This window comes from Rhizobium sp. 007 (genome assembly GCF_015353075.1).
Lineage (GTDB): Bacteria > Pseudomonadota > Alphaproteobacteria > Rhizobiales > Rhizobiaceae > Rhizobium.
The window spans coordinates 368,656-388,084 of sequence record NZ_CP064189.1; the positions used below are offsets into that span (position 1 = coordinate 368,656).

Consider the following 19,429-nt stretch of genomic DNA (forward strand, 5'->3'; position numbering starts at 1 on the left):
ACTTCCAGCGTCGTGTGATCCCCGATCAGATGATGCTGCAGCTCCAGCAGCAGCCAGCGCCCGCTGCCGGCTCGCGCGCGATCACAAACCGCAACAGCGGCGCCCGGCCAAGGTCGATGCGCTGCCGGCGTGGATCAAACCGGCGCCGGAGCTCCTCGGCGCCGGAACCGTCACAGTCATCCAGCTCGACCTCGCTCACCTGCAGCGGCGCTTTCCGCCAGACCACCTGGGCCGGGCTCGACAGCCCTCCCAGACAAAGGCGGTGCGCAGGATGTCGTGCCGATCCACGACTTGCTGAACCGCCGCTAGATAGCGCTCCAGCAGACCCCGGTCGGCGAACGCCATCTGCGAGACCAGCAGATATGGATCGCCCCGGCTGGCCAGCAGATGATGGAACAGGATGCCGTCCTGCAGCGGCGACAAGCCATAAATGTCCTGGATGTTGCCGACACCGCCGGGCACCGTGGCGACGATCCGGTCGATCTCCTCCTGGGCCAGCGCGATGAGCGGCAGCATCTGCGGCGTAATCGCCGTACTCTCCTCGGTGATCGGGTTGGCAGGCACCGCCACCTCGTGATGGCTGCCCAGGCTTGCGGCGAGATCGGCCAGCACCGGCCTGGCGAACAGGTGCGCACCTCCACCCCCAGCGACAGCCGCCGCAGCCGCTCCATCAATTGAACCGCCAGCAAGGAATGGCCGCCGAGCTCGAAGAAGTGGTCGTGGCGTCCGACCCGCTCCAGCCCCAGAAGCTCGGCCCAGATCCCGGCCAGCGCCGTCTCGATCCCGCCCTGCGGCGCCTCATAGCTGCGGCGCGCATAGGCGTCGTCGGCCGGCGCCGGCAGCCCCTTGCGGTCGAGCTTGCCGTTCGCCGTCAACGGCAGCGCCTCCAACCGCACGAACGCCGCCGGCACCATGTAGTCCGGCAGCCGCCCGCCCAGATGCGCCCGCAAGGCGCCGGCCAGCCCGCTTCCATCCTCGTCGTCCGATCCGGCCTCGGGTCCACACACGACATAGGCGACAAGGTGCTTGTCGCCGGCGCGGTCCTGGCGCGCCACCACCGCCGCCTCGCGCACCCGGGCGTGCTCGCCAAGCCGTGCGGCGATCTCGCCCGGCTCGATGCGGAAGCCGCGGATCTTCACCTGGTCGTCGTTGCGGCCGAGGAACTCCAGATTGCCGTCCGGCAGATAACGTCCCAGGTCGCCGGTCCGGTACATCCGGGCGCCTGCCTCATCGCTGAACGGATCGGCCAGGAACCGCTCCGCCGTCAGCTCGGGACGGTTCAGGTAGCCACGTGCCACGCCTGCCCCGCCGATGTAAAGCTCACCCACCGCCCCGAACGGCACGGCGCACCATGTCCGTCCAGCAGATACACCCCGCGTGTTGGCAATCGGACGGCCGATCGGGAGACGGCGGAATGTCTCATCAATTGCAGTGATCTCGCAAACTGTCGCGAAGGTCGTCGTCTCGGTCGGACCATAGCAGTGAACGAGACGTACAGGACCTTCTTCCCTCAGCAATTTCAGAAACGAGGGAAGGTCATTGCGTTCGCCTCCACAGAGGAGGTATTTAAGTTGTGCTAACGTCGGGGCAATCGATGATGTATACTGGTTGAATAACGCTGTTGTTAGAAAAAGTGATGTCACCCCTTGCTGTTCAAGCGTCCTGGCAAAACGTGAAGGATTTATGACGGTGATGGCATCCATCGCAATAATGCAGCCACCGTTAAGCAGCGGCGCCCACACTTCAAATGTGCTCGCGTCGAAGGCGGGATTACCCGCCCATGCCACACGATCTCCGGCATCGATCTTCGCATAGCCATTGTTGATGACGAGCCGGTTGACGGCACGGTGAGGCACAACAACTCCCTTGGGAAGGCCAGTCGAACCAGACGTGTACATCACGTAAGCGGCAGCCTCGGCGCTCAATGCCAGGCCAGGATCTCTGCTACACCCTGTTTCCAGCCATGAGCGGCTCAATAGCCAGAACAGGGATCGTCGCCTCAACCAGGTCATCATCGTCACTCTTGCCAAGCACCAGGCGCGCAGCACAGTCGGCCAATAGCCATTCTTGTCGCGCAGACGGAAGAGCGCGATCGACCGGCACATACACTCCCCCCGCCTTGAGGATCGCCAGCTGCGCCACCACAAGGGCGACAGAGCGGTCCAGCATTGTCGCAACGCAATCCCCCGGCCTGACCCCGAGGGCGATCAGATGATGCGCCAGCCGGTTGGCCCGGGCGTTGAGCTCGCCATAGCTCAGCCGCTCGTCCTCATGGACCACCGCCACCGCCTCCGGCGCCTTTTGCACCTGTTGCTCGAACAGCTCATGGATGCAGCGCTCCGACGGATAATCCGCCGCCGTCCGGTTCAGATCCTCCAGCAGATAGCTGCGTTCGGCGGCGGCCGGCAGGATATCGAGCTCGCGCACCGGCCTATTGGGGCATGCTCCAGCGCCTCGGCCAGTTGCTCGAGCACCTGCTGCATGTAGCCGCAGACCCGATCCGCAGACACGGGCTCCACCACCTGCGCCGTCAGGCCGAGCGCCTCGCCAAAATCCTCCACCGACAGGGTCAGCGGATAGTTGGTGCGTTCCTCGCCGCCCAGCCATTCCACGCCCGACAGGAGAATCCTCCGCTTCGCAGGCGACCGCCGGCGTGTTGTGACGGTAGTTCAACAGCGCGCTGAACAGCGGCGCCGGCGCCGCCACCCCCGCACAGCTTGCGCCAGCGCCAGCGAGGGGCATGCTCGTGCGCCAGCAGCTCGGAAAGCCGCGCATGGGTGGTCCGCACGCTCGCCTCGACCCCGGTCCCGTCGAGGTCGAGCCGCACAGGCAGGGTGTTGATGAACAGGCCCAGCGCCCGGTCGGCGCCCGCACCCGCATGCATGCGGCCGAACAGCACCGTGCCGAACACCACCTGCTCACGGCCGCTTGCACGCGCCACCACCTGCCCCCAGGCCAGATGGCAAAGGCTCGCCAGGCTTACCCCGAGCCGCCGCGCCTGTTGCCGCAGCCGATCGTTGAGCGCCTGCGGTAGCATCCGCCGTGCCTCGCGGATCCGCGGCCGTCGCCGTAGACCTCGCTCAGCCCGAACGGCATGGTCGGCTCGTCGATGTCGGCCAACTGTTCCTGGAAAACTCTTCATGCGCCTTGGCATCAACCCCCAGCCGCGCCTGCGCCACCAGATTGCGGAACGGCTGCGGTGCTGCCAGCTCATGCGCACGCCCGTCGAGCACGACCCGCACCTCGGCATGCATCACTCTCCAGCGTCGTGTGATCCCGATCAGATGATGCTGCAGCTCCAGCAGCAGCCAGCGCCCGCTGCCCGGCTCGCGCGCGATCACAAACCGCAACAGCGGCGCCCGCCAAGGTCGATGCGCTGCCGGCGTGGATCAAACCGGCGCCGGAGCTCATCGGCGCCGGAACCGTCACAGTCATCCAGCTCGACCTCGCTCACCTTAGCGGCGCACGCCGCCACACCACCTGGCCGGCTCGACAGCCCCTCCCAGACAAAGGCGGTGCGCAGGATGTCGTGCCGATCCACGACTTGCTGAACCGCCGCTAGATAGCGCTCCAGCAGACCCCGGTCGGCGAACGCCATCTGCGAGACCAGCAGATATGGATCGCCCCGGCTGGCCAGCAGATGATGGAACAGGATGCCGTCCTGCAGCGGCGACAGGCCATAAATGTCCTGGATGTTGCCGACGCCGCCGGAACCGTGGCGACGATCCGTCGATCTCCTCCTGGTCAGATCGATGAGCGGCAGCATCTGCGGCGTAATCGCCGTACTCTCCTCGGTGATCAGGTTGGCAGGCACCGCCACCTCGTGATGGCTGCCCAGGCTTGCGGCGAGATCGGCCAGCACCGGCCTGGCGAACAGGGTGCGCACCTCCACCCCCCAGCGACAGCCGCCGCAGCCGCTCCATCAATTGAACCGCCAGGAGCGAGTGGCCGCCGAGTTCGAAGAAGTGGTCGTGGCGTCCGACCCGCTCGACACCGAGGAGCTCGGCCCAGATCCCGGCCAGCGCCGTCTCGATCTCGCCCTGCGGCGCCTCATAGCTGCGGCGCGCATAGGCGTCGTCGGCCGGCGCCGGCAGCCCCTTGCGGTCGAGCTTGCCGTTCGCCGTCAAGGGCAGCGCCTCGAGCCGCACGAACGCCGCCGGCACCATGTAGTCCGCAGCCGCCCGCCAGATGCGCCCGCAAGGCGACGGCCAGCCCGCTTCCATCGTCGTCGTCCGATCCGGCCTCGGGTCCACACACGACATAGGCGACAAGGTGCTTGTCGCCGGCGCGGTCCTGGCGCGCCACCACCGCCGCCTCGCGCACCCGGGCGTGCTCGCAAGCCGGGCGGCGATCTCGCCCGGCTCGATGCGGAAGCCGCGGATCTTCACCTGGTCGTCGTTGCGGCCCAGAAACTCCAGATTGCCGTCCGGCAGATAGCGCCCCAGGTCGCCGGTCCGGTACAGCCGGGCGCCTGCCTCATCGCTGAACGGATCGGCCAGGAAACGCTCCGCCGTCAGCTCGGGACGGTTCAGGTAGCCCCGCGCAACGCCTGCCCCGCCGATGTAAAGCTCACCCGCCGCCCCGAACGGCACGGGCGCACCATGACCGTCCAGCAGATACACCCGCGTGTTGGCAATCGGACGGCCGATCGGGATCGAGGCCATGTCCTCGACAGATTTGGATATCTCGAATGTGGCACATCCAACCGTTGCTTCTGTCGGTCCAAATTGATTGATCAGACGCACGCTCGGAAAGCGCTTTTGCCAAAACTGCATGTCTGCCGGGATTAAGGCCTCGCCCCCGACCATGAGTGCTCTTGTCGGAGCCGGTCCTTTGTAGGCTTCAAGCCGCTTGTTCAGCATGCCTAGATGCGAAGGCGTCAGCTTGACCAGATCATAGGTCTGATCCTCCTCGACAGCGGCAAGCGCATCTATTTGGGCAATTGGGTTGACAAGACGAAGCCTGGCGCCTGCCAGCAGAGGCCCGAACAAGGTCGTAATGCCGGCATCGAAGCTGAACGACAGCAGCATCAGCGAGCCGTTGCCGGCTCCTTCGTAATGGCGGCGATCCGACCAATGCAAATAGTTTACCAGACTTCCATGCTCGACCATGACGCCCTTTGGCGTTCCGGTGGAGCCGGAGGTGTAGATGACATAGGCGAGATGGCGCGGGCTCAGGCCAAGGGCGCGGGTCCGGGTTCGAGGCCGGCAGTTCGGCCCAGGCCGGGGTGGCCGTCTCCAGATCGATCACCGTCAGATCGCGAGCGCCTCCGGGCCGAGTGCGGCGCGTCCGGCCGCATCGCAAAGCAGCAGGTGCGGCGCGGCATCGCCGAGCACCTGCCGCAGCCGCGCCGACGGATAGGCCGGATCCAGCGGCAGATAGGCGCCGCCCGCCTTGAGGATCGCCAGCAGTCCCACCACCATCGACGGACTGCGTTCCAGGCAGATGGCACCACACGGTGTCCGGCTTGACCCCGAGCCCGATCAGATGATGGGCCAGCCGGTTGGCCCGGGCGTTCAGTTCGCCATAGCAGATCGACTGCTCTTCGAAGACCACCGCCACCGCCTCCGGCGCCTTTTGCACCTGCTGCTCGAACAGCTCGTGGATGCAGCGCTCCGACGGATAGCCGCCGCCGTCCGGTTCAGATCCTCCAGCAGATAGCTGCGTTCGGCGGCCGGCAGGATGTCGAGCTCGCGCACCGGCCTATTGGGGGCATGCTCCAGCGCCTCGGCCAATTGCTCGAGCACCTGCTGCATGTAGCCGCAGACCCGATCCGCAGACACGGGCTCCGCCACCTGCGCCGTGAGGCCGAGCGCCTCGCCAAAATCCTCCACCGACAGGGTCAGCGGATAGTTGGTGCGCTCCTCGCCGCCCAGCCATTCCATGCCGGACAGGAGATCATCCGCTTCGCAGGCGAGCGCCGGCGTGTTGTGACGGTAGTTCAACAGCGCGCTGAACAGCGGCGCCGGCGCCGCCACCCCGCTGCAGCGTTGCGCCAGCGCCAGCGAGGCATGCTCGTGCGCCAGCAGCTCGGAAAGCCGCGCATGGGTGGTCCGCACGCTCGCCTCGACCCCGGTCCCGTCGAGGTCGAGCCGCACAGGCAGGGTGTTGATGAACAGGCCCAGCGCCCGGTCGGCGCCCGCACCCGCATGCATGCGGCCGAACAGCACCGTGCCGAACACCACCTGCTCACGGCCGCTGCTGCGCGCCACCACCTGCCCCCAGGCCAGATGGCAAAGGCTCGCCAGGCTTACCCCGAGCCGCCGCGCTTGTTGCCGCAGCCGATCGTTGAGCGCCTGCGGCAACATCCGCCGCGCCTCGTGAGACCCGATGCCATCACCATAGACCTCGCTCAGCCCAAACGGCATGGTCGGCTCGTCGATGTCGGCCAACTGTTCCTGGAAGAACTCTTCATGCGCCTTGGCATCAACCCCCAGCCGCGCCTGCGCCACCAGATTGCGGAACGGCTGCGGCGCTGCCAGCTCATGCGCACGCCCGTCGAGCACGGCCCGCACCTCGGCATGCATCACTTCCAGCGTCGTGTGATCCCCGATCAGATGATGCTGCAGCTCCAGCAGCAGCCAGCGCCCGCTGCCCGGCTCGCGCGCGATCACAAACCGCAACAGCGGCGCCCGGCCAAGGTCGATGCGCTGCCGGCGTGGATCAAACCGGCGCCGGAGCTCCTCGGCGCCGGAACCGTCACAGTCATCCAGCTCGACCTCGCTCACCTGCAGCGGCGCTTTCCGCCACCACCTGGGCCGGGCTCGACAGCCCCTCCCAGACAAAGGCGGTGCGCAGGATGTCGTGCCGATCCACGACTTGCTGAACCGCCGCTAGATAGCGCTCCAGCAGACCCCGGTCGGCGAACGCCATCTGCGAGACCAGCAGATATGGATCGCCCCGGCTGGCCAGCAGATGATGGAACAGGATGCCGTCCTGCAGCGGCGACAGGCCATAAATGTCCTGGATGTTGCCGACGCCGCCGGGAACCGTGGCGACGATCCGGTCGATCTCCTCCTGGGTCAGATCGATGAGCGGCAGCATCTGCGGCGTAATCGCCGTACTCTCCTCGGTGATCAGGTTGGCAGGCACCGCCACCTCGTGATGGCTGCCCAGGCTTGCGGCGAGATCGGCCAGCACCGGCCTGGCGAACAGGGTGCGCACCTCCACCCCGAGCGACAGCCGCCGCAGCCGCTCCATCAATTGAACCGCCAGGAGCGAGTGTCCGCCGAGCTCGAAGAAGTGGTCGTGGCGTCCGACCCGCTCCAGCCCCAGAAGCTCGGCCCAGATCCCGGCCAGCGCCGTCTCGATCCGCCCTGCGGCGCCTCATAGCTGCGGCGCGCATAGGCGTCGTCGGCCGGCGGCAGCCCCTTGCGGTCGAGCTTGCCGTTCGCCGTCAAGGGCAGCGCTCGAGCCGCACGAACGCCGACGGCACCATGTAGTCCGGCAGCCGCCCGCCCAGATGCGCCCGCAAGGGCGGCCAGCCCGCTCCATCCTCGTCGTCCGATCCGGCCTCGGGTCCACACACGACATAGGCGACAAGGTGCTTGTCGCCGGCGCGGTCCTGGCGCGCCACCACCACCGCCTCGCGCACCCGGGCGTGCTCGCAAAGCCGCGCGGCGATCTCGCCCGGCTCGATACGGAAGCCGCGGATCTTCACCTGGTCGTCGTTGCGGCCGAGGAACTCCAGATTGCCGTCCGGCAGATAACGCCCCAGGTCGCCGGTCCGGTACAGCCGGGCGCCTGCCTCATCGCTGAACGGATCGGCCAGGAACCGCTCGGCCGTCAGCTCGGGGCGGTTGAGGTAGCCCCGCGCAACGCCTGCCCCGCCGATGTAAAGCTCACCCGCCGCCCCGAACGGCACGGGCTGGGCAAACCGATCCAACAGATAGGCCACCGAATTGCGAATTGGTCGACCCAGCGGCACCCGTTGCCGGCCATCGAACTCAGCCGGCACCGGATAACAAAGACTAAAGGTGGTGTTCTCTGTCGGGCCGTAGCCATTTGAGATTCGCAGCGTCGGATGTCGCTTCTGGCATGCCCTGATGGAAGCGATGGAGACCTCCTCGCCCCCGACCAGCAGTTGCTGTAGCCGATTGGTGCTCCGCCCCTCCGCGACATAGACGTCGAACAACCGGGCAGTCATCCAAGCGATGGTGACGCCTTGGTCCTGGATGATCTGGGCCAGCGTTGCGGTCGAGAGGTGACGTTCAGGATAGAGCACAACCCTGGCGCCGTTCGCCAAGGCACCCCAGACCTCGAACGTGGTCGCGTCGAATGTCGGCGAGGAGGCATTGAGAAAGATGTCCTGCGGCGAGATTTCGACGAAATCGTTGCCCGCCACCAGACGCACCAACCCCCGATGCTCGACCATGACGCCCTTTGGGGTTCCGGTTGAGCCTGAGGTGTAGATGACATAGGCGAGATGGCGCGCGGTCAGGCCAAGGGCGCGCGGGTCCGGGTTCGAGGCCGGCAGTTCGGCCCAGGCCGGGGTGGCCGTCTCCAGATCGATCACCGTCAGATCGACAAGCGCCTCCGGGCCGAGTGCGGCGCGTCCGACGGCATCGCAAAGCAGCAGGTGCGGTGCGGCATCCTCGACAACCTGCCGCAGCCGCGCGCACGGATAGGCCGGGTCCAGCGGCAGATAGGCGCCGCCCGCCTTGAGGATCGCCAAAAGTCCCACCACCATCGCCGGGCTGCGCTCCAGGCAGATCGCCACCGGCTGATCCGGCCTGACCCCGAGCCCGATCAGATGATGGGCCAGCCGGTTGGCCTGGGCGTTGAGCGCGCCATAGCTCAGCTCTTCGTCCTCATGGACGAGGGCGACGGCTTCGGGTGCGCGCCGGACCTGTTGCTCGAACAGCTCGTGGATGCAGCGCTCCGACGGATAGGCCGCCGCCGTCCGGTTCAGATCCTCCAGCAGATAGGTGCGCTCATCTGATGACAGCAGCTCGATGCGGCCGACCGGCTGGTCGGCATCGGCAACCATCGCCCGCAGCAGCGCCAGCAGATAACCACGCTGCCGCTCGATCGTCGCCTGATCGAACAGCGCCGTGGCATAGCCGAACGTTCCGGCGATCTCCTCACCATGCTCGCCAAGGCTCAGCTCCAGATCGAACTTGACCTGATCGAGCCCCTCGCCCGCAGCCTCCACGTTCAGCCCGGCAAGGTCGAACGACCCGACGGCGTTGTTCTGCCAGGCCAACATCACCTGGAACAGCGGCGTGTGATCAAGATGCCGGGGCGGCTTGACGATCTCCACCACCTGTTCGAACGGCAGGTCCTGATGCTCCTGCGCAGCCAGGGCCGTGCGCCGCGTCCGTTCCAGAAGCTCCGACACATCAGGTTCGCCCGACAGGTCGACCCGAAGCGCCAGGGTGTTGACGAAGAAGCCTATCAACTCTTCGATCTCGCCCCGGCCGCGATTGGCGCTCGGCACGCCGATCACAAGGTCGTCCTGCCCCGACAGACGCGACAGCACCGCCGCCCAGGCCGCCAGCACCGTCATGAACAACGTCGTGCCATGCTGCCGGCTCAGCCGCTTCAGACCCCGCGTCAGATCCTGGTCGATGACAACAGGCACACTGGCCCCGGCAAACGACTGCTGGGCCGGACGCGCACGGTCCGTCGGCAAGGCAAGACGGGCCGGAGCGCCGGCCAGGGCGTCGCGCCAATACTGCGCCTGGCGCTGCAGCCGTTCCCCCGACAGCCATTGCCGTTGCCAGGCGGCATAATCCGGGTACTGGATCGCCAGCGGCGGCAAAGGATCGTCCTCTCCAGCCTCGAACGCCCGGTAAAGCTGACTGAGTTCACGCACCAGCACGCCCATCGACCAGCCGTCCGAGACGATATGATGCTGGGTCAACAGGAAGACGTGTTCCGCATCCGACATCCGGATCAGCCGCCCGCGGATCAGCGGCCCGCGCGCAAGATCGAATGGCGTGCGCGCCTCTTCATGGCACAGATCCAGAAGCGCCGCCTCTGCATCCGGCCGGCCCCGCAGATCGTGCTCGAGCACCGGCAACCCCGCATCCGGCGGCAGAACCTCAACCCGGGGCTTGCCCTCCGGTGCGACAAAGACACTGCGCAGCGCCTCGTGACGGGCAAACAAATGGTCAAGGCTGCGCTGCCAGGCGGTGCGGTCGAGCCCACCACGCAGCCGCAAGGCCAGCGGAATGTGATAGTTGTGCTGCCCTCGTCCAGCTGCGCCAAAAACCATAGCCGCTGCTGCGCAAACGACAGCACAAGCGGCTCATGACGCGACACGGCCGCAATCGCCGGCAGCTCTTGCGGACCGGCGCGGCTCAACGCCTCGACGATGCTTGCCGCCAGATCGGAAAGCACCGGCCTGGCAAACAGCCTCGTCAGCGGCAGCGCGACGCCAACAGCCTGCGACAGCCGGCTCGAGAGCTGCACCGCCAGCAAGGAGTGGCCGCCGAGCTCGAAGAAGTGGTCGTGGCGTCCGACCCGCTCCAGCCCCAGAAGCTCGGCCCAGATCCCGGCCAGCGCCGTCTCGATCTCGCCCTGCGGCGCCTCATAGCTGCGGCGCGCATAGGCGTCGTCGGCCGGCGCCGGCAGCCCCTTGCGGTCGAGCTTGCCGTTCGCCGTCAAGGGCAGCGCTTCGAGCCGCACGAACGCCGACGGCACCATGTAGTCCGGCAGCCGCCCGCTCAGATGCGCCCGCAAGGCGCCGGCCAGCCCGCCTCCATCGTTCGTCCGATCCTGCCTCGGGTCCACACACGACATAGGCGACAAGGTGCTTGTCGCCGGCGCGGTCCTGGCGCGCCACCACCGCCGCCTCGCGCACCCGGGCGTGCTCGCAAAGCCGTGCGGCGATCTCGCCCGGCTCGATGCGGAAGCCGCGGATCTTCACCTGGTCGTCGTTGCGGCCGAGGAACTCCAGATTGCCGTCCGGCAGATAGCGCCCCAGGTCGCCGGTCCGGTACAGCCGATCGCCGTCGACAAAGGGACTGGCGATGAACCGCTCGGCCGTCAGCTCGGGGCGGTTGAGGTAGCCCCGCGCAACGCCTGCCCCGCCGATGTAAAGCTCGCCCACCGCCCCGAACGGCACGGGCGCACCATGACCGTCCAGCAGATACACCCGCGTGTTGGCAATCGGACGGCCGATCGTCTCAACGACAGCCTCTCCCCTCGGCATGCAAATCCAGGTCGAGTACGTCGTCGTCTCCGAAGGAGCGTACAGATTACAGATCTTCTCTACGCCACTGCTCTCGAAGACCCTCTCGATCAGATCTGCCTTCAGCCGCTCACCCGCCAAATTGATGACGCTGGTCGAAGCCGGCACGGCTTGCTGGTCGACCAGAGCGGCGATCGCCGAGGGGACCGTGTTGATCAAGGAGACATCCAAGGGCGTCTGCGCCAGCGCCAGTGCATCCTCGACAAGATAAAGCGTGCTTCCTTGCGACAGCGGAACGAAGCACTCATAGACGGACAAATCAAAACTGATCGAGGTAGAAAACAGCGTGCGGCTGATCTCTGACTCCGCAAACACGCCGCGGCTCCAATGCAGCAGGTTGACGGTGCTGGCATGCTCGACCATGACGCCCTTTGGGGTTCCGGTGGAGCCTGAGGTGTAGATGACATAGGCGAGATGGCTGGGGGTCAGGCCAAGGGCGCTCGGGTCTGGGTCCGAGGCCGGCAGTTCGGCCCAGGCCGGGGTCGCCGTCTCCAGATCGACCACCGTCAGATAGGCGAGCGCCTCGGGGCCGAGTGCGGCGCGGCCGGCCGCATCGCAAAGCAGCAGGTGCGGTGCGGCATCGTCGACAACCTGCCGCAGCCGCGCCGACGGATAGGCCGGGTCCAGCGGCAGATAGGCGCCGCCCGCCTTGAGGATCGCCAGCAGTCCCACCACCATCGCCGGGCTGCGCTCCAGGCAGATCGCCACCGGCTGGTCCGGCTTCACACCCAGCGCAATCAGATGATGGGCCAGCCGGTTGGCCCGGGCGTTGAGCTCGCCATAGCTCAGGCGCTCGTCCTCATGGACCACCGCCACCGCCTCCGGCGCCTTTTGCACCTGCTGCTCGAACAGCTCGTGGATGCAGCGCTCCGACGGATAGGCCGCCGCCGTCCGGTTCAGATCCTCCAGCAGATAGCTGCGCTCGGCGGCCGGCAGGATGTCGATGCGGCGACCGGCCTATTGGGGCATGCTCCAGCGCCTCGGCCAATTGCTCGAGCACCTGCTGCATGTAGCCGCAGACCCGATCCGCAGACACGGGCTCCGCCACCTGCGCCGTGAGGCCGAGCGCCTCGCCAAAATCCTCCACCGACAGGGTCAGCGGATAGTTGGTGCGCTCCTCGCCGCCCAGCCATTCCATGCCGGACAGGAGATCATCCGCTTCGCAGGCGAGCGCCGGCGTGTTGTGACGGTAGTTCAACAGCGCGCTGAACAGCGGCGCCGGCGCCGCCACCCCGCTGCAGCGTTGCGCCAGCGCCAGCGAGGCATGCTCGTGCGCCAGCAGCTCGGAAAGCCGCGCATGGGTGGTCCGCACGCTCGCCTCGACCCCGGTCCCGTCGAGGTCGAGCCGCACAGGCAGGGTGTTGATGAACAGGCCAGCGCCCGGTCGGCGCCCGCACCGCATGCATGCGGCCGAACAGCACCGTGCCGAACACCACCTGCTCACGGCCGCTTGCACGCGCCACCACCTGCCCCCAGGCCAGATGGCAAAGGCTCGCCAGGCTTACCCCGAGCCGCCGCGCTTGTTGCCGCAGCCGATCGTTGAGCGCCTGCGGCAGCATCCGCCGTGCCTCGCCGACCCGCTGCCGTCGCCGCGACCTCGCTCAGCCCAAACGGCATGGTCGGCTCGTCGATGTCGGCCAACTGTTCCTGGAAGAACTCTTCATGCGCCTTGGCATCAACCCCCAGCCGCGCCTGCGCCACCAGATTGCGGAACGGCTGCGGCGCTGCCAGCTCATGCGCACGCCCGTCGAGCACGGCCCGCACCTCGGCATGCATCACTTCCAGCGTCGTGTGATCCCCGATCAGATGATGCTGCAGCTCCAGCAGCAGCCAGCGCCCGCTGCCCGGCTCGCGCGCGATCACAAACCGCAACAGCGGCGCCCGGCCAAGGTCGATGCGCTGCCGGCGTGGATCAAACCGGCGCCGGAGCTCCTCGGCGCCGGAACCGTCACAGTCATCCAGCTCGACCTCGCTCACCTGCAGCGGCGCTTTCCGCCAGACCACCTGGGCCGGGCTCGACAGCCCCTCCCAGACAAAGGCGGTGCGCAGGATGTCGTGCCGATCCACCACTTGCTGAACCGCCGCTAGATAGCGCTCCAGCAGACCCCGGTCGGCGAACGCCATCTGCGAGACCAGCAGATATGGATCGCCCCGGCTGGCCAGCAGATGATGGAACAGGATGCCGTCCTGCAGCGGCGACAGGCCATAAATGTCCTGGATGTTGCCGACGCCGCCGGGAACCGTGGCGACGATCCGGTCGATCTCCTCCTGGGTCAGCGCGATGAGCGGCAGCATCTGCGGCGTAATCGCCGTACTCTCCTCGGTGATCAGGTTGGCAGGCACCGCCACCTCGTGATGGCTGCCCAGGCTGCGGCGAGATCGGCCAGCACCGGCCTGGCGAACAGGGTGCGCACCTCCACCCCCAGCGACAGCCGCCGCAGCCGCTCCATCAATTGAACCGCCAGGAGCGAGTGGCCGCCGAGTTCGAAGAAGTGGTCGTGGCGTCCGACCCGCTCGACACCGAGGAGCTCGGCCCAGATCCCGGCCAGCGCCGTCTCGATCCCGCCCTGCGGCGCCTCATAGCTGCGGCGCGCATAGGCGTCGTCGGCCGGCGCCGGCAGCCCCTTGCGGTCGAGCTTGCCGTTCGCCGTCAAGGGCAGCGCCGATAGCCGCACGAACGCCGACGGCACCATGTAGTCCGGCAGCCGCCCGCCCAGATGCGCCCGCAAGGCGACGGCCAGCCCGCTTCCATCGTCGTCGTCCGATCCGGCCTCGGGTCCACACACGACATAGGCGACAAGGTGCTTGTCGCCGGCGCGGTCCTGGCGCGCCACCACCGCCGCCTCGCGCACCCGGGCGTGCTCGCAAAGCCGCGCGGCGATCTCGCCCGGCTCGATGCGGAAGCCGCGGATCTTCACCTGGTCGTCGTTGCGGCCGAGAACTCCAGATTGCCGTCCGGCAGATAAGCGCCAGGTCGCCGGTCCGGTACAGCCGGGCGCCTGCCTCATCGCTGAAGGGATCGGCAGGAAACGCTCGGCCGTCAGCTCGGGGCGGTTGAGGTAGCCACGCGCTACACCGGCACCCCCGATATACAACTCCCCGACCGCTCCATACGGCACGGGCGCACCATGACCGTCCAGAAGATACACCCGCGTGTTGGCAATCGGACGGCCGATATGTGGCACAACGTTGTCACTGAAGAGCCGTCCCGAGGTTGCCACGACGGTGGCTTCCGTCGGGCCATAATTGTTTATTAACTTGAGAGGCGACGGTAGCCGGGAAGGCACACGCTGGAGACGATCACCGCCAATAAGCAAGTATCCCAACGTGGATTTACCAACTTGTCTTCTAATGCGTAGCCAGCGGTGGTCTAAAAAGGCGGCGTCCAACGCTGATCACGCCACCATTTGCAGTAGAAGCAGGCTCTTCTGCGATGCCGGGCGGAGCAGCAATGCGCTCCGATTGATAATGCAGACCATAGCTTCCCAAATACTGGCATCGAATGATCCGGCCGTGAGCGCGCAGCAGGTTTCTGGTTGCAGACAAAACGTTTGCACATGCCATGCTGTAAGATTGACTAAGTTCCATGCTCGACCATGACGTTTGGGGTTCCGGTGGAGCCGGAGGTGTAGATGACATAGGCGAGATGGCGCGCGGTCAGGCCAAGGGCGCTCGGGTCCGGGTTCGAGGCCGGCAGTTCGGCCCAGGCCGGGGTCGCCGTCTCCAGATCGACCACCGTCAGATCGACAAGCGCCTCGGGCCGAGTGCGGCGCGTCCGGCCGCATCGCAAAGCAGCAGGTGCGGCGGCATCTCGAGCACCTGCCGCAGCCGCGCCGACGGATAGGCCGGATCCAGCGGCAGATAGGCGCCGCCCGCCTTGAGGATCGCCAAAAGTCCCACCACCATCGCCGGGCTGCGCTCCAGGCAGATCGCCACCGGCTGTCCGGCTTCCAGCCCGATCAGATGATGGGCCAGCCGGTTGGCCCGGGCGTTCAGTTCGCCATAGCAGATCGACTGCTCTTCGAAGACCACCGCCACCGCCTCCGGCGCCTTTTGCACCTGCTGCTCGAACAGCTCGTGGATGCAGCGCTCCGACGGATAATCCGCCGCCGTCCGGTTCAGATCCTCCAGCAGATAGCTGCGTTCGGCGGCCGGCAGGATGTCGAGCTCGCGCACCGGCCTATTGGGGGCATGCTCCAGCGCCTCGGCCAATTGCTCGAGCACCTGCTGCATGTAGCCGCAGACCCGATCCGCAGACACGGGCTCCGCCACCTGCGCCGTCAGGCCGAGCGCCTCGCCAAAATCCTCCACCGACAGGGTCAGCGGATAGTTGGTGCGCTCCTCGCCGCCCAGCCATTCCATGCCGGACAGGAGATCATCCGCTTCGCAGGCGAGCGCCGGCGTGTTGTGACGGTAGTTCAACAGCGCGCTGAACAGCGGCGCCGGCGCCGCCACCCCGCTGCAGCGTTGCGCCAGCGCCAGCGAGGCATGCTCGTGCGCCAGCAGCTCGGAAAGCCGCGCATGGGTGGTCCGCACGCTCGCCTCGACCCCGGTCCCGTCGAGGTCGAGCCGCACAGGCAGGGTGTTGATGAACAGGCCCAGCGCCCGGTCGGCGCCCGCACCCGCATGCATGCGGCCGAACAGCACCGTGCCGAACACCACCTGCTCACGGCCGCTGCACGCGCCACCACCTGCCCCCAGGCCAGATGGCAAAGGCTCGCCAGGCTTACCCCGAGCCGCCGCGCTTGTTGCCGCAGCCGATCGTTGAGCGCCTGCGGCAGCATCCGCCGCGCCTCGTGAGACCCGATGCCATCACCATAGACCTCGCTCAGCCCAAACGGCATGGTCGGCTCGTCGATGTCGGCCAACTGTTCCTGGAAGAACTCTTCATGCGCCTTGGCATCAACCCCCAGCCGCGCCTGCGCCACCAGATTGCGGAACGGCTGCGGGCTGCCAGCTCATGCGCACGCCCGTCGAGCACGGCCCGCACCTCGGCATGCATCACTTCCAGCGTCGTGTGATCCCCGATCAGATGATGCTGCAGCTCCAGCAGCAGCCAGCGCCCGCTGCCCGGCTCGCGCGCGATCACAAACCGCAACAGCGGCGCCCGGCCAAGGTCGATGCGCTGCCGGCGTGGATCAAACCGGCGCCGGAGCTCCTCGGCGCCGGAACCGTCACAGTCATCCAGCTCGACCTCGCTCACCTGCAGCGGCGCTTTCCGCCAGACCACCTGGGCCGGGCTCGACAGCCCCTCCCAGACAAAGGCGGTGCGCAGGATGTCGTGCCGATCCACGACTTGCTGAACCGCCGCTAGATAGCGCTCCAGCAGACCCCGGTCGGCGAACGCCATCTGCGAGACCAGCAGATATGGATCGCCCCGGCTGGCCAGCAGATGATGGAACAGGATGCCGTCCTGCAGCGGCGACAGGCCATAAATGTCCTGGATGTTGCCGACGCCGCCGGGAACCGTGGCGACGATCCGGTCGATCTCTCCTGGGTCAGATCGATGAGCGGCAGCATCTGCGGCGTAATCGCCGTACTCTCCTCGGTGATCAGGTTGGCAGGCACCGCCACCTCGTGATGGCTGCCCAGGCTGCGGCGAGATCGGCCAGCACCGGCCTGGCGAACAGGGTGCGCACCTCCACCCCGAGCGACAGCCGCCGCAGCCGCTCCATCAATTGAACCGCCAGGAGCGAGTGTCCGCCGAGCTCGAAGAAGTGGTCGTGGCGTCCGACCCGCAGACCCGAGAAGCTCGGCCCAGATCCCGGCCAGCGCCGTCTCGATCCGCCCTGCGGCGCCTCATAGCTGCGGCGCGCATAGGCGTCGTCGGCCGGCGCCGGCAGCCCCTTGCGGTCGAGCTTGCCGTTCGCCGTCAAGGGCAGCGCTTCGAGCCGCACGAACGCCGACGGCACCATGTAGTCCGGCAGCCGCCCGCCCAGATGCGCCCGCAAGGCGACGGCCAGCCGCGCTTCCATCCTCGTCGTCCGATCCGGCCTCGGGTCCACACACGACATAGGCGACAAGGTGCTTGTCGCCGGCGCGGTCCTGGCGCGCCACCACCGCCGCCTCGCGCACCCGGGCGTGCTCGCAAAGCCGGCGGCGATCTCGCCCGGCTCGATGCGGAAGCCGCGGATCTTCACCTGGTCGTCGTTGCGGCCGAAACTCCAGATTGCCGTCCGGCAGATACCGCCCCAGGTCGCCGGTCCGGTACATCCGGGCGCCTGCCTCATCGCTGAACGGATCGGCCAAAAACCGCTCGGCCGTCAGCTTGGGCCGGTTCAGGTAGCCCCGCGCAACCCCTGCCCCGCCGATGTAAAGCTCGCCCACCGCCCCGAACGGCACGGGCTGGGCAAACCGATCCAACAGATAGGCCACCGAATTGCGAATTGGTCGACCCAGCGGCACCCGTTGCCGGCCATCGAACTCAGCAGGCACCGGATAGCAAAGACTAAAGGTGGTGTTCTCTGTCGGGCCGTAGCCATTTGAGATTCGCAGCGTCGGATGTCGCTTCTGGCATGCCCTGATGGAAGCGATGGAGACCTCCTCGCCCCCGACCAGCAGTTGCTGTAGCCGATTGGTGCTCCGCCCCTCCGCGACATAGACGTCGAACAACCGGGCAGTCATCCAAGCGATGGTGACGCCTTGGTCCTGGATGATCTGGGCCAGCGTTGCGGTCGAGAGGTGACGTTCAGGATAGAGCACAACCCTGGCGCCGTTCGCCAAGGCACCCCAGACCTCGAACGTGGTCGCGTCGAATGTCGGCGAGGAGGCATTGAGAAAGATGTCCTGCGGCGAGATTTCGACGAAATCGTTGCCCGCCACCAGACGCACCAACCCCCGATGCTCGACCATGACGCCCTTTGGGGTTCCGGTTGAGCCTGAGGTGTAGATGACATAGGCGAGATGGCGCGGGTCAGGCCAAGGGCGCGCGGGTCCGGGTTCGAGGCCGGCAGTTCGGCCCAGGCCGGGGTGGCCGTCTCCAGATCGATCACCGTCAGATCGACAAGCGCCCCGGGCCGAGTGCGGCGCGTCCGCGGCATCGCAAAGCAGCAGGTGCGGTGCGGCATCCTCGACAACCTGCCGCAGCCGCGCCGACGGATAGGCCGGGTCCAGCGGCAGATAGGCGCCGCCCGCCTTGAGGATCGCCAAAAGTCCCACCACCATCGCCGGGCTGCGCTCCAGGCAGATCGCCACCGGCTGATCCGGCTTCACACCCAGCGCAATCAGATGATGGGCCAGCCGGTTGGCCGGGCGTTGAGCTCGCCATAGCAGTCGCTCTCTTCAGACCACCGACCGCCTCGGCGCCGGCACCTGCTGCTCGAACAGCTCGTGGATGCAGCGCTCCGACGGATAGGCCGCCGCCGTCCGGTTCAGATCCTCCAGCAGATAGCTGCGCTCGGCGGCCGGCAGGATATCGAGCTCGCGCACCGGCCTATTGGGGGCATGCTCCAGCGCCTCGGCCAATTGCTCGAGCACCTGCTGCATGTAGCCGCAGACCCGATCCGCAGACACGGGCTCCGCCACCTGCGCCGTCAGGCCGAGCGCCTCGCCAAAATCCTCCACCGACAGGGTCAGCGGATAGTTGGTGCGCTCCTCGCCGCCCAGCCATTCCATGCCGACAGGAGATCATCCGCTTCGCAGGCGAGCGCCGCGCGTGTTGTGACGGTAGTTCAACAGCGCGCTGAACAGCGGCGCCGGCGCCGCCACCCCGCTGCAGCGTTGCGCCAGCGCCAGCGAGGCATGCTCGTGCGCCAGCAGCTCGGAAAGCCGCGCATGGGTGTCCGCACGCTCGCCTCGACCCCGGTCCCGTCGAGGTCGAGCCGCACAGGCAGGGTGTTGATGAACAGGCCCAGCGCCCGGTCGGCGCCCGCACCCGCATGCATGCGGCCGAACAGCACCGTGCCGAACACCACCTGCTCACGGCCGCTTGCACGCGCACCACCTGCCCCCAGGCCAGATGGCAAAGGCTCGCCAGGCTTACCCCGAGCCGCCGCGCTTGTTGCCGCAGCCGATCGTTGAGCGCCTGCGGCAGCATCCGCCGTGCCTCGCCGACCCCGCTGCCGTCGCCGCGCACCTCGCTCAGCCCGAACGGCATGGTCGGCTCGTCGATGTGGCCAACTGTTCCTGGAAGAAACTCTTCATGCGCCTTGGCATCAACCCCCACCGCGCCTGCGCCACCAGATTGCGGAACGGCTGCGGCGCTGCCAGCTCATGCGCACGCCCGTCGAGCAC

The 19,429-nt window shown here is 67.2% G+C and carries 24 protein-coding genes and 4 pseudogenes; 1 reads left to right on the forward strand and 27 read right to left on the reverse strand.

From position 1 onward, the window contains the following. Window positions 1–25: 25 nt before the first annotated feature. The 23 genes and pseudogenes from ISN39_RS37185 to ISN39_RS37205 all read right to left on the reverse strand — a co-directional run bounded on the left by ISN39_RS37185 (window position 26) and on the right by ISN39_RS37205 (window position 16,676). A complete protein-coding gene (locus ISN39_RS37185; RefSeq protein ID WP_246763560.1) occupies window positions 26–226 on the reverse strand; it encodes a hypothetical protein in 201 nt (66 codons plus the stop codon). Then, a complete protein-coding gene (locus ISN39_RS38100; protein ID WP_348652021.1) occupies window positions 196–402 on the reverse strand; it encodes a hypothetical protein in 207 nt (68 codons plus the stop codon). The genes ISN39_RS37185 and ISN39_RS38100 overlap by 31 nt, the downstream gene beginning before the upstream one ends. Next, a complete protein-coding gene (locus ISN39_RS37190) occupies window positions 306–2,015 on the reverse strand; it encodes a non-ribosomal peptide synthetase (protein WP_348652010.1) in 1,710 nt (569 codons plus the stop codon). The genes ISN39_RS38100 and ISN39_RS37190 overlap by 97 nt, the downstream gene beginning before the upstream one ends. Next, the gene (locus tag ISN39_RS37195) at window positions 1,945–2,427 is read right to left on the reverse strand and encodes an AMP-binding protein (RefSeq protein ID WP_246763561.1); all 483 of its coding nucleotides are present in this window, start codon (window positions 2,425–2,427) and stop codon (window positions 1,945–1,947) included. Before ISN39_RS37195 ends, ISN39_RS37190 begins: the two co-directional genes overlap by 71 nt. Beyond that, complete coding sequence (locus ISN39_RS38105; RefSeq protein WP_210388720.1) at window positions 2,367–2,612, reverse strand: hypothetical protein; 246 nt, start codon at window positions 2,610–2,612, stop codon at window positions 2,367–2,369. Before ISN39_RS38105 ends, ISN39_RS37195 begins: the two co-directional genes overlap by 61 nt. Continuing rightward, window positions 2,570–3,037: a condensation domain-containing protein gene (locus tag ISN39_RS38110; RefSeq protein ID WP_194732180.1), complete on the reverse strand. Its 468-nt coding sequence runs from the start codon at window positions 3,035–3,037 to the stop codon at window positions 2,570–2,572. Before ISN39_RS38110 ends, ISN39_RS38105 begins: the two co-directional genes overlap by 43 nt. Window positions 3,038–3,080: 43 nt before the next feature. Further along, a complete protein-coding gene (locus ISN39_RS38115) occupies window positions 3,081–3,350 on the reverse strand; it encodes a hypothetical protein (RefSeq protein WP_194732181.1) in 270 nt (89 codons plus the stop codon). Continuing rightward, a complete protein-coding gene (locus ISN39_RS38120) occupies window positions 3,338–3,766 on the reverse strand; it encodes a condensation domain-containing protein (protein WP_348652022.1) in 429 nt (142 codons plus the stop codon). Before ISN39_RS38120 ends, ISN39_RS38115 begins: the two co-directional genes overlap by 13 nt. A gap of 196 nt (window positions 3,767–3,962) precedes the next feature. After that, a pseudogene (locus tag ISN39_RS38125) lies at window positions 3,963–5,243 on the reverse strand (amino acid adenylation domain-containing protein); the annotation flags it as partial. Window positions 5,244–5,252: 9 nt separating this feature from the next. Continuing rightward, window positions 5,253–5,423, reverse strand: coding sequence for an AMP-binding protein (locus tag ISN39_RS38130; RefSeq protein WP_348652011.1), 171 nt, complete (start codon window positions 5,421–5,423; stop codon window positions 5,253–5,255). Between the two features lie 94 nt (window positions 5,424–5,517). After that, window positions 5,518–5,583: pseudogene (locus ISN39_RS38135) on the reverse strand (hypothetical protein); the annotation flags it as partial. A 131-nt stretch (window positions 5,584–5,714) separates the two neighbouring features. Continuing rightward, window positions 5,715–6,728, reverse strand: a pseudogene (locus ISN39_RS38140) (condensation domain-containing protein); the annotation flags it as partial. Further along, window positions 6,706–7,290 (reverse strand): phosphopantetheine-binding protein, encoded by a 585-nt coding sequence (locus ISN39_RS38145; protein WP_348652023.1) that lies wholly within the window; start codon window positions 7,288–7,290, stop codon window positions 6,706–6,708. The pseudogene ISN39_RS38140 and the gene ISN39_RS38145, both read right to left, overlap by 23 nt. Then, window positions 7,200–7,400 (reverse strand): hypothetical protein, encoded by a 201-nt coding sequence (locus ISN39_RS38150; protein WP_348652012.1) that lies wholly within the window; start codon window positions 7,398–7,400, stop codon window positions 7,200–7,202. The genes ISN39_RS38145 and ISN39_RS38150 overlap by 91 nt, the downstream gene beginning before the upstream one ends. Beyond that, on the reverse strand, window positions 7,397–10,219 hold the full coding sequence (locus ISN39_RS38155) for an amino acid adenylation domain-containing protein (RefSeq protein ID WP_348652013.1): 2,823 nt from the start codon (window positions 10,217–10,219) through the stop codon (window positions 7,397–7,399). The genes ISN39_RS38150 and ISN39_RS38155 overlap by 4 nt, the downstream gene beginning before the upstream one ends. Window positions 10,220–10,383: 164 nt before the next feature. Then, window positions 10,384–10,650 (reverse strand): annotated as a pseudogene (locus ISN39_RS38160) (phosphopantetheine-binding protein); the annotation flags it as partial. Then, window positions 10,535–12,034 (reverse strand): amino acid adenylation domain-containing protein, encoded by a 1,500-nt coding sequence (locus tag ISN39_RS38165; protein WP_348652014.1) that lies wholly within the window; start codon window positions 12,032–12,034, stop codon window positions 10,535–10,537. The gene ISN39_RS38165 and the pseudogene ISN39_RS38160, both read right to left, overlap by 116 nt. Then, window positions 11,997–12,599 (reverse strand): hypothetical protein, encoded by a 603-nt coding sequence (locus ISN39_RS38170; RefSeq protein ID WP_348652015.1) that lies wholly within the window; start codon window positions 12,597–12,599, stop codon window positions 11,997–11,999. Before ISN39_RS38170 ends, ISN39_RS38165 begins: the two co-directional genes overlap by 38 nt. 38 nt (window positions 12,600–12,637) lie before the next feature. Continuing rightward, on the reverse strand, window positions 12,638–13,540 hold the full coding sequence (locus ISN39_RS38175; protein ID WP_194732182.1) for a condensation domain-containing protein: 903 nt from the start codon (window positions 13,538–13,540) through the stop codon (window positions 12,638–12,640). After that, the gene (locus ISN39_RS38180) at window positions 13,525–14,484 is read right to left on the reverse strand and encodes an AMP-binding protein (protein WP_348652024.1); all 960 of its coding nucleotides are present in this window, start codon (window positions 14,482–14,484) and stop codon (window positions 13,525–13,527) included. The genes ISN39_RS38175 and ISN39_RS38180 overlap by 16 nt, the downstream gene beginning before the upstream one ends. Before the next feature lie 290 nt (window positions 14,485–14,774). Continuing rightward, a complete protein-coding gene (locus ISN39_RS33090; protein WP_194732184.1) occupies window positions 14,775–14,933 on the reverse strand; it encodes a hypothetical protein in 159 nt (52 codons plus the stop codon). Between the two features lie 2 nt (window positions 14,934–14,935). Continuing rightward, on the reverse strand, window positions 14,936–15,856 hold the full coding sequence (locus ISN39_RS37200) for an AMP-binding protein (protein ID WP_246763562.1): 921 nt from the start codon (window positions 15,854–15,856) through the stop codon (window positions 14,936–14,938). Window positions 15,857–16,025: 169 nt separating this feature from the next. Next, a complete protein-coding gene (locus tag ISN39_RS37205) occupies window positions 16,026–16,676 on the reverse strand; it encodes a condensation domain-containing protein (RefSeq protein WP_348652025.1) in 651 nt (216 codons plus the stop codon). Here ISN39_RS37205 and ISN39_RS37210 point away from each other — a divergent pair. Next, window positions 16,590–16,778, forward strand: a complete 189-nt coding sequence (locus ISN39_RS37210; RefSeq protein ID WP_246763563.1) for a hypothetical protein — start codon at window positions 16,590–16,592, stop codon at window positions 16,776–16,778. The genes ISN39_RS37205 and ISN39_RS37210 overlap by 87 nt on opposite strands. Here the strand turns inward: ISN39_RS37210 and ISN39_RS33100 are convergent. From ISN39_RS33100 to ISN39_RS33115, 4 genes are all read right to left on the reverse strand, one after another. Continuing rightward, the gene (locus tag ISN39_RS33100; RefSeq protein WP_194732185.1) at window positions 16,750–17,073 is read right to left on the reverse strand and encodes a phosphopantetheine-binding protein; all 324 of its coding nucleotides are present in this window, start codon (window positions 17,071–17,073) and stop codon (window positions 16,750–16,752) included. The two genes, ISN39_RS37210 and ISN39_RS33100, sit on opposite strands and share 29 nt — an antisense overlap. Further along, window positions 16,997–18,409, reverse strand: coding sequence for an amino acid adenylation domain-containing protein (locus tag ISN39_RS33105; protein WP_348652016.1), 1,413 nt, complete (start codon window positions 18,407–18,409; stop codon window positions 16,997–16,999). The genes ISN39_RS33100 and ISN39_RS33105 overlap by 77 nt, the downstream gene beginning before the upstream one ends. Window positions 18,410–18,478: 69 nt before the next feature. Continuing rightward, complete coding sequence (locus tag ISN39_RS33110; protein ID WP_194732186.1) at window positions 18,479–18,811, reverse strand: hypothetical protein; 333 nt, start codon at window positions 18,809–18,811, stop codon at window positions 18,479–18,481. Window positions 18,812–18,867: 56 nt separating this feature from the next. After that, complete coding sequence (locus ISN39_RS33115; protein WP_194732187.1) at window positions 18,868–19,107, reverse strand: hypothetical protein; 240 nt, start codon at window positions 19,105–19,107, stop codon at window positions 18,868–18,870. Window positions 19,108–19,429 lie beyond the last annotated feature (322 nt).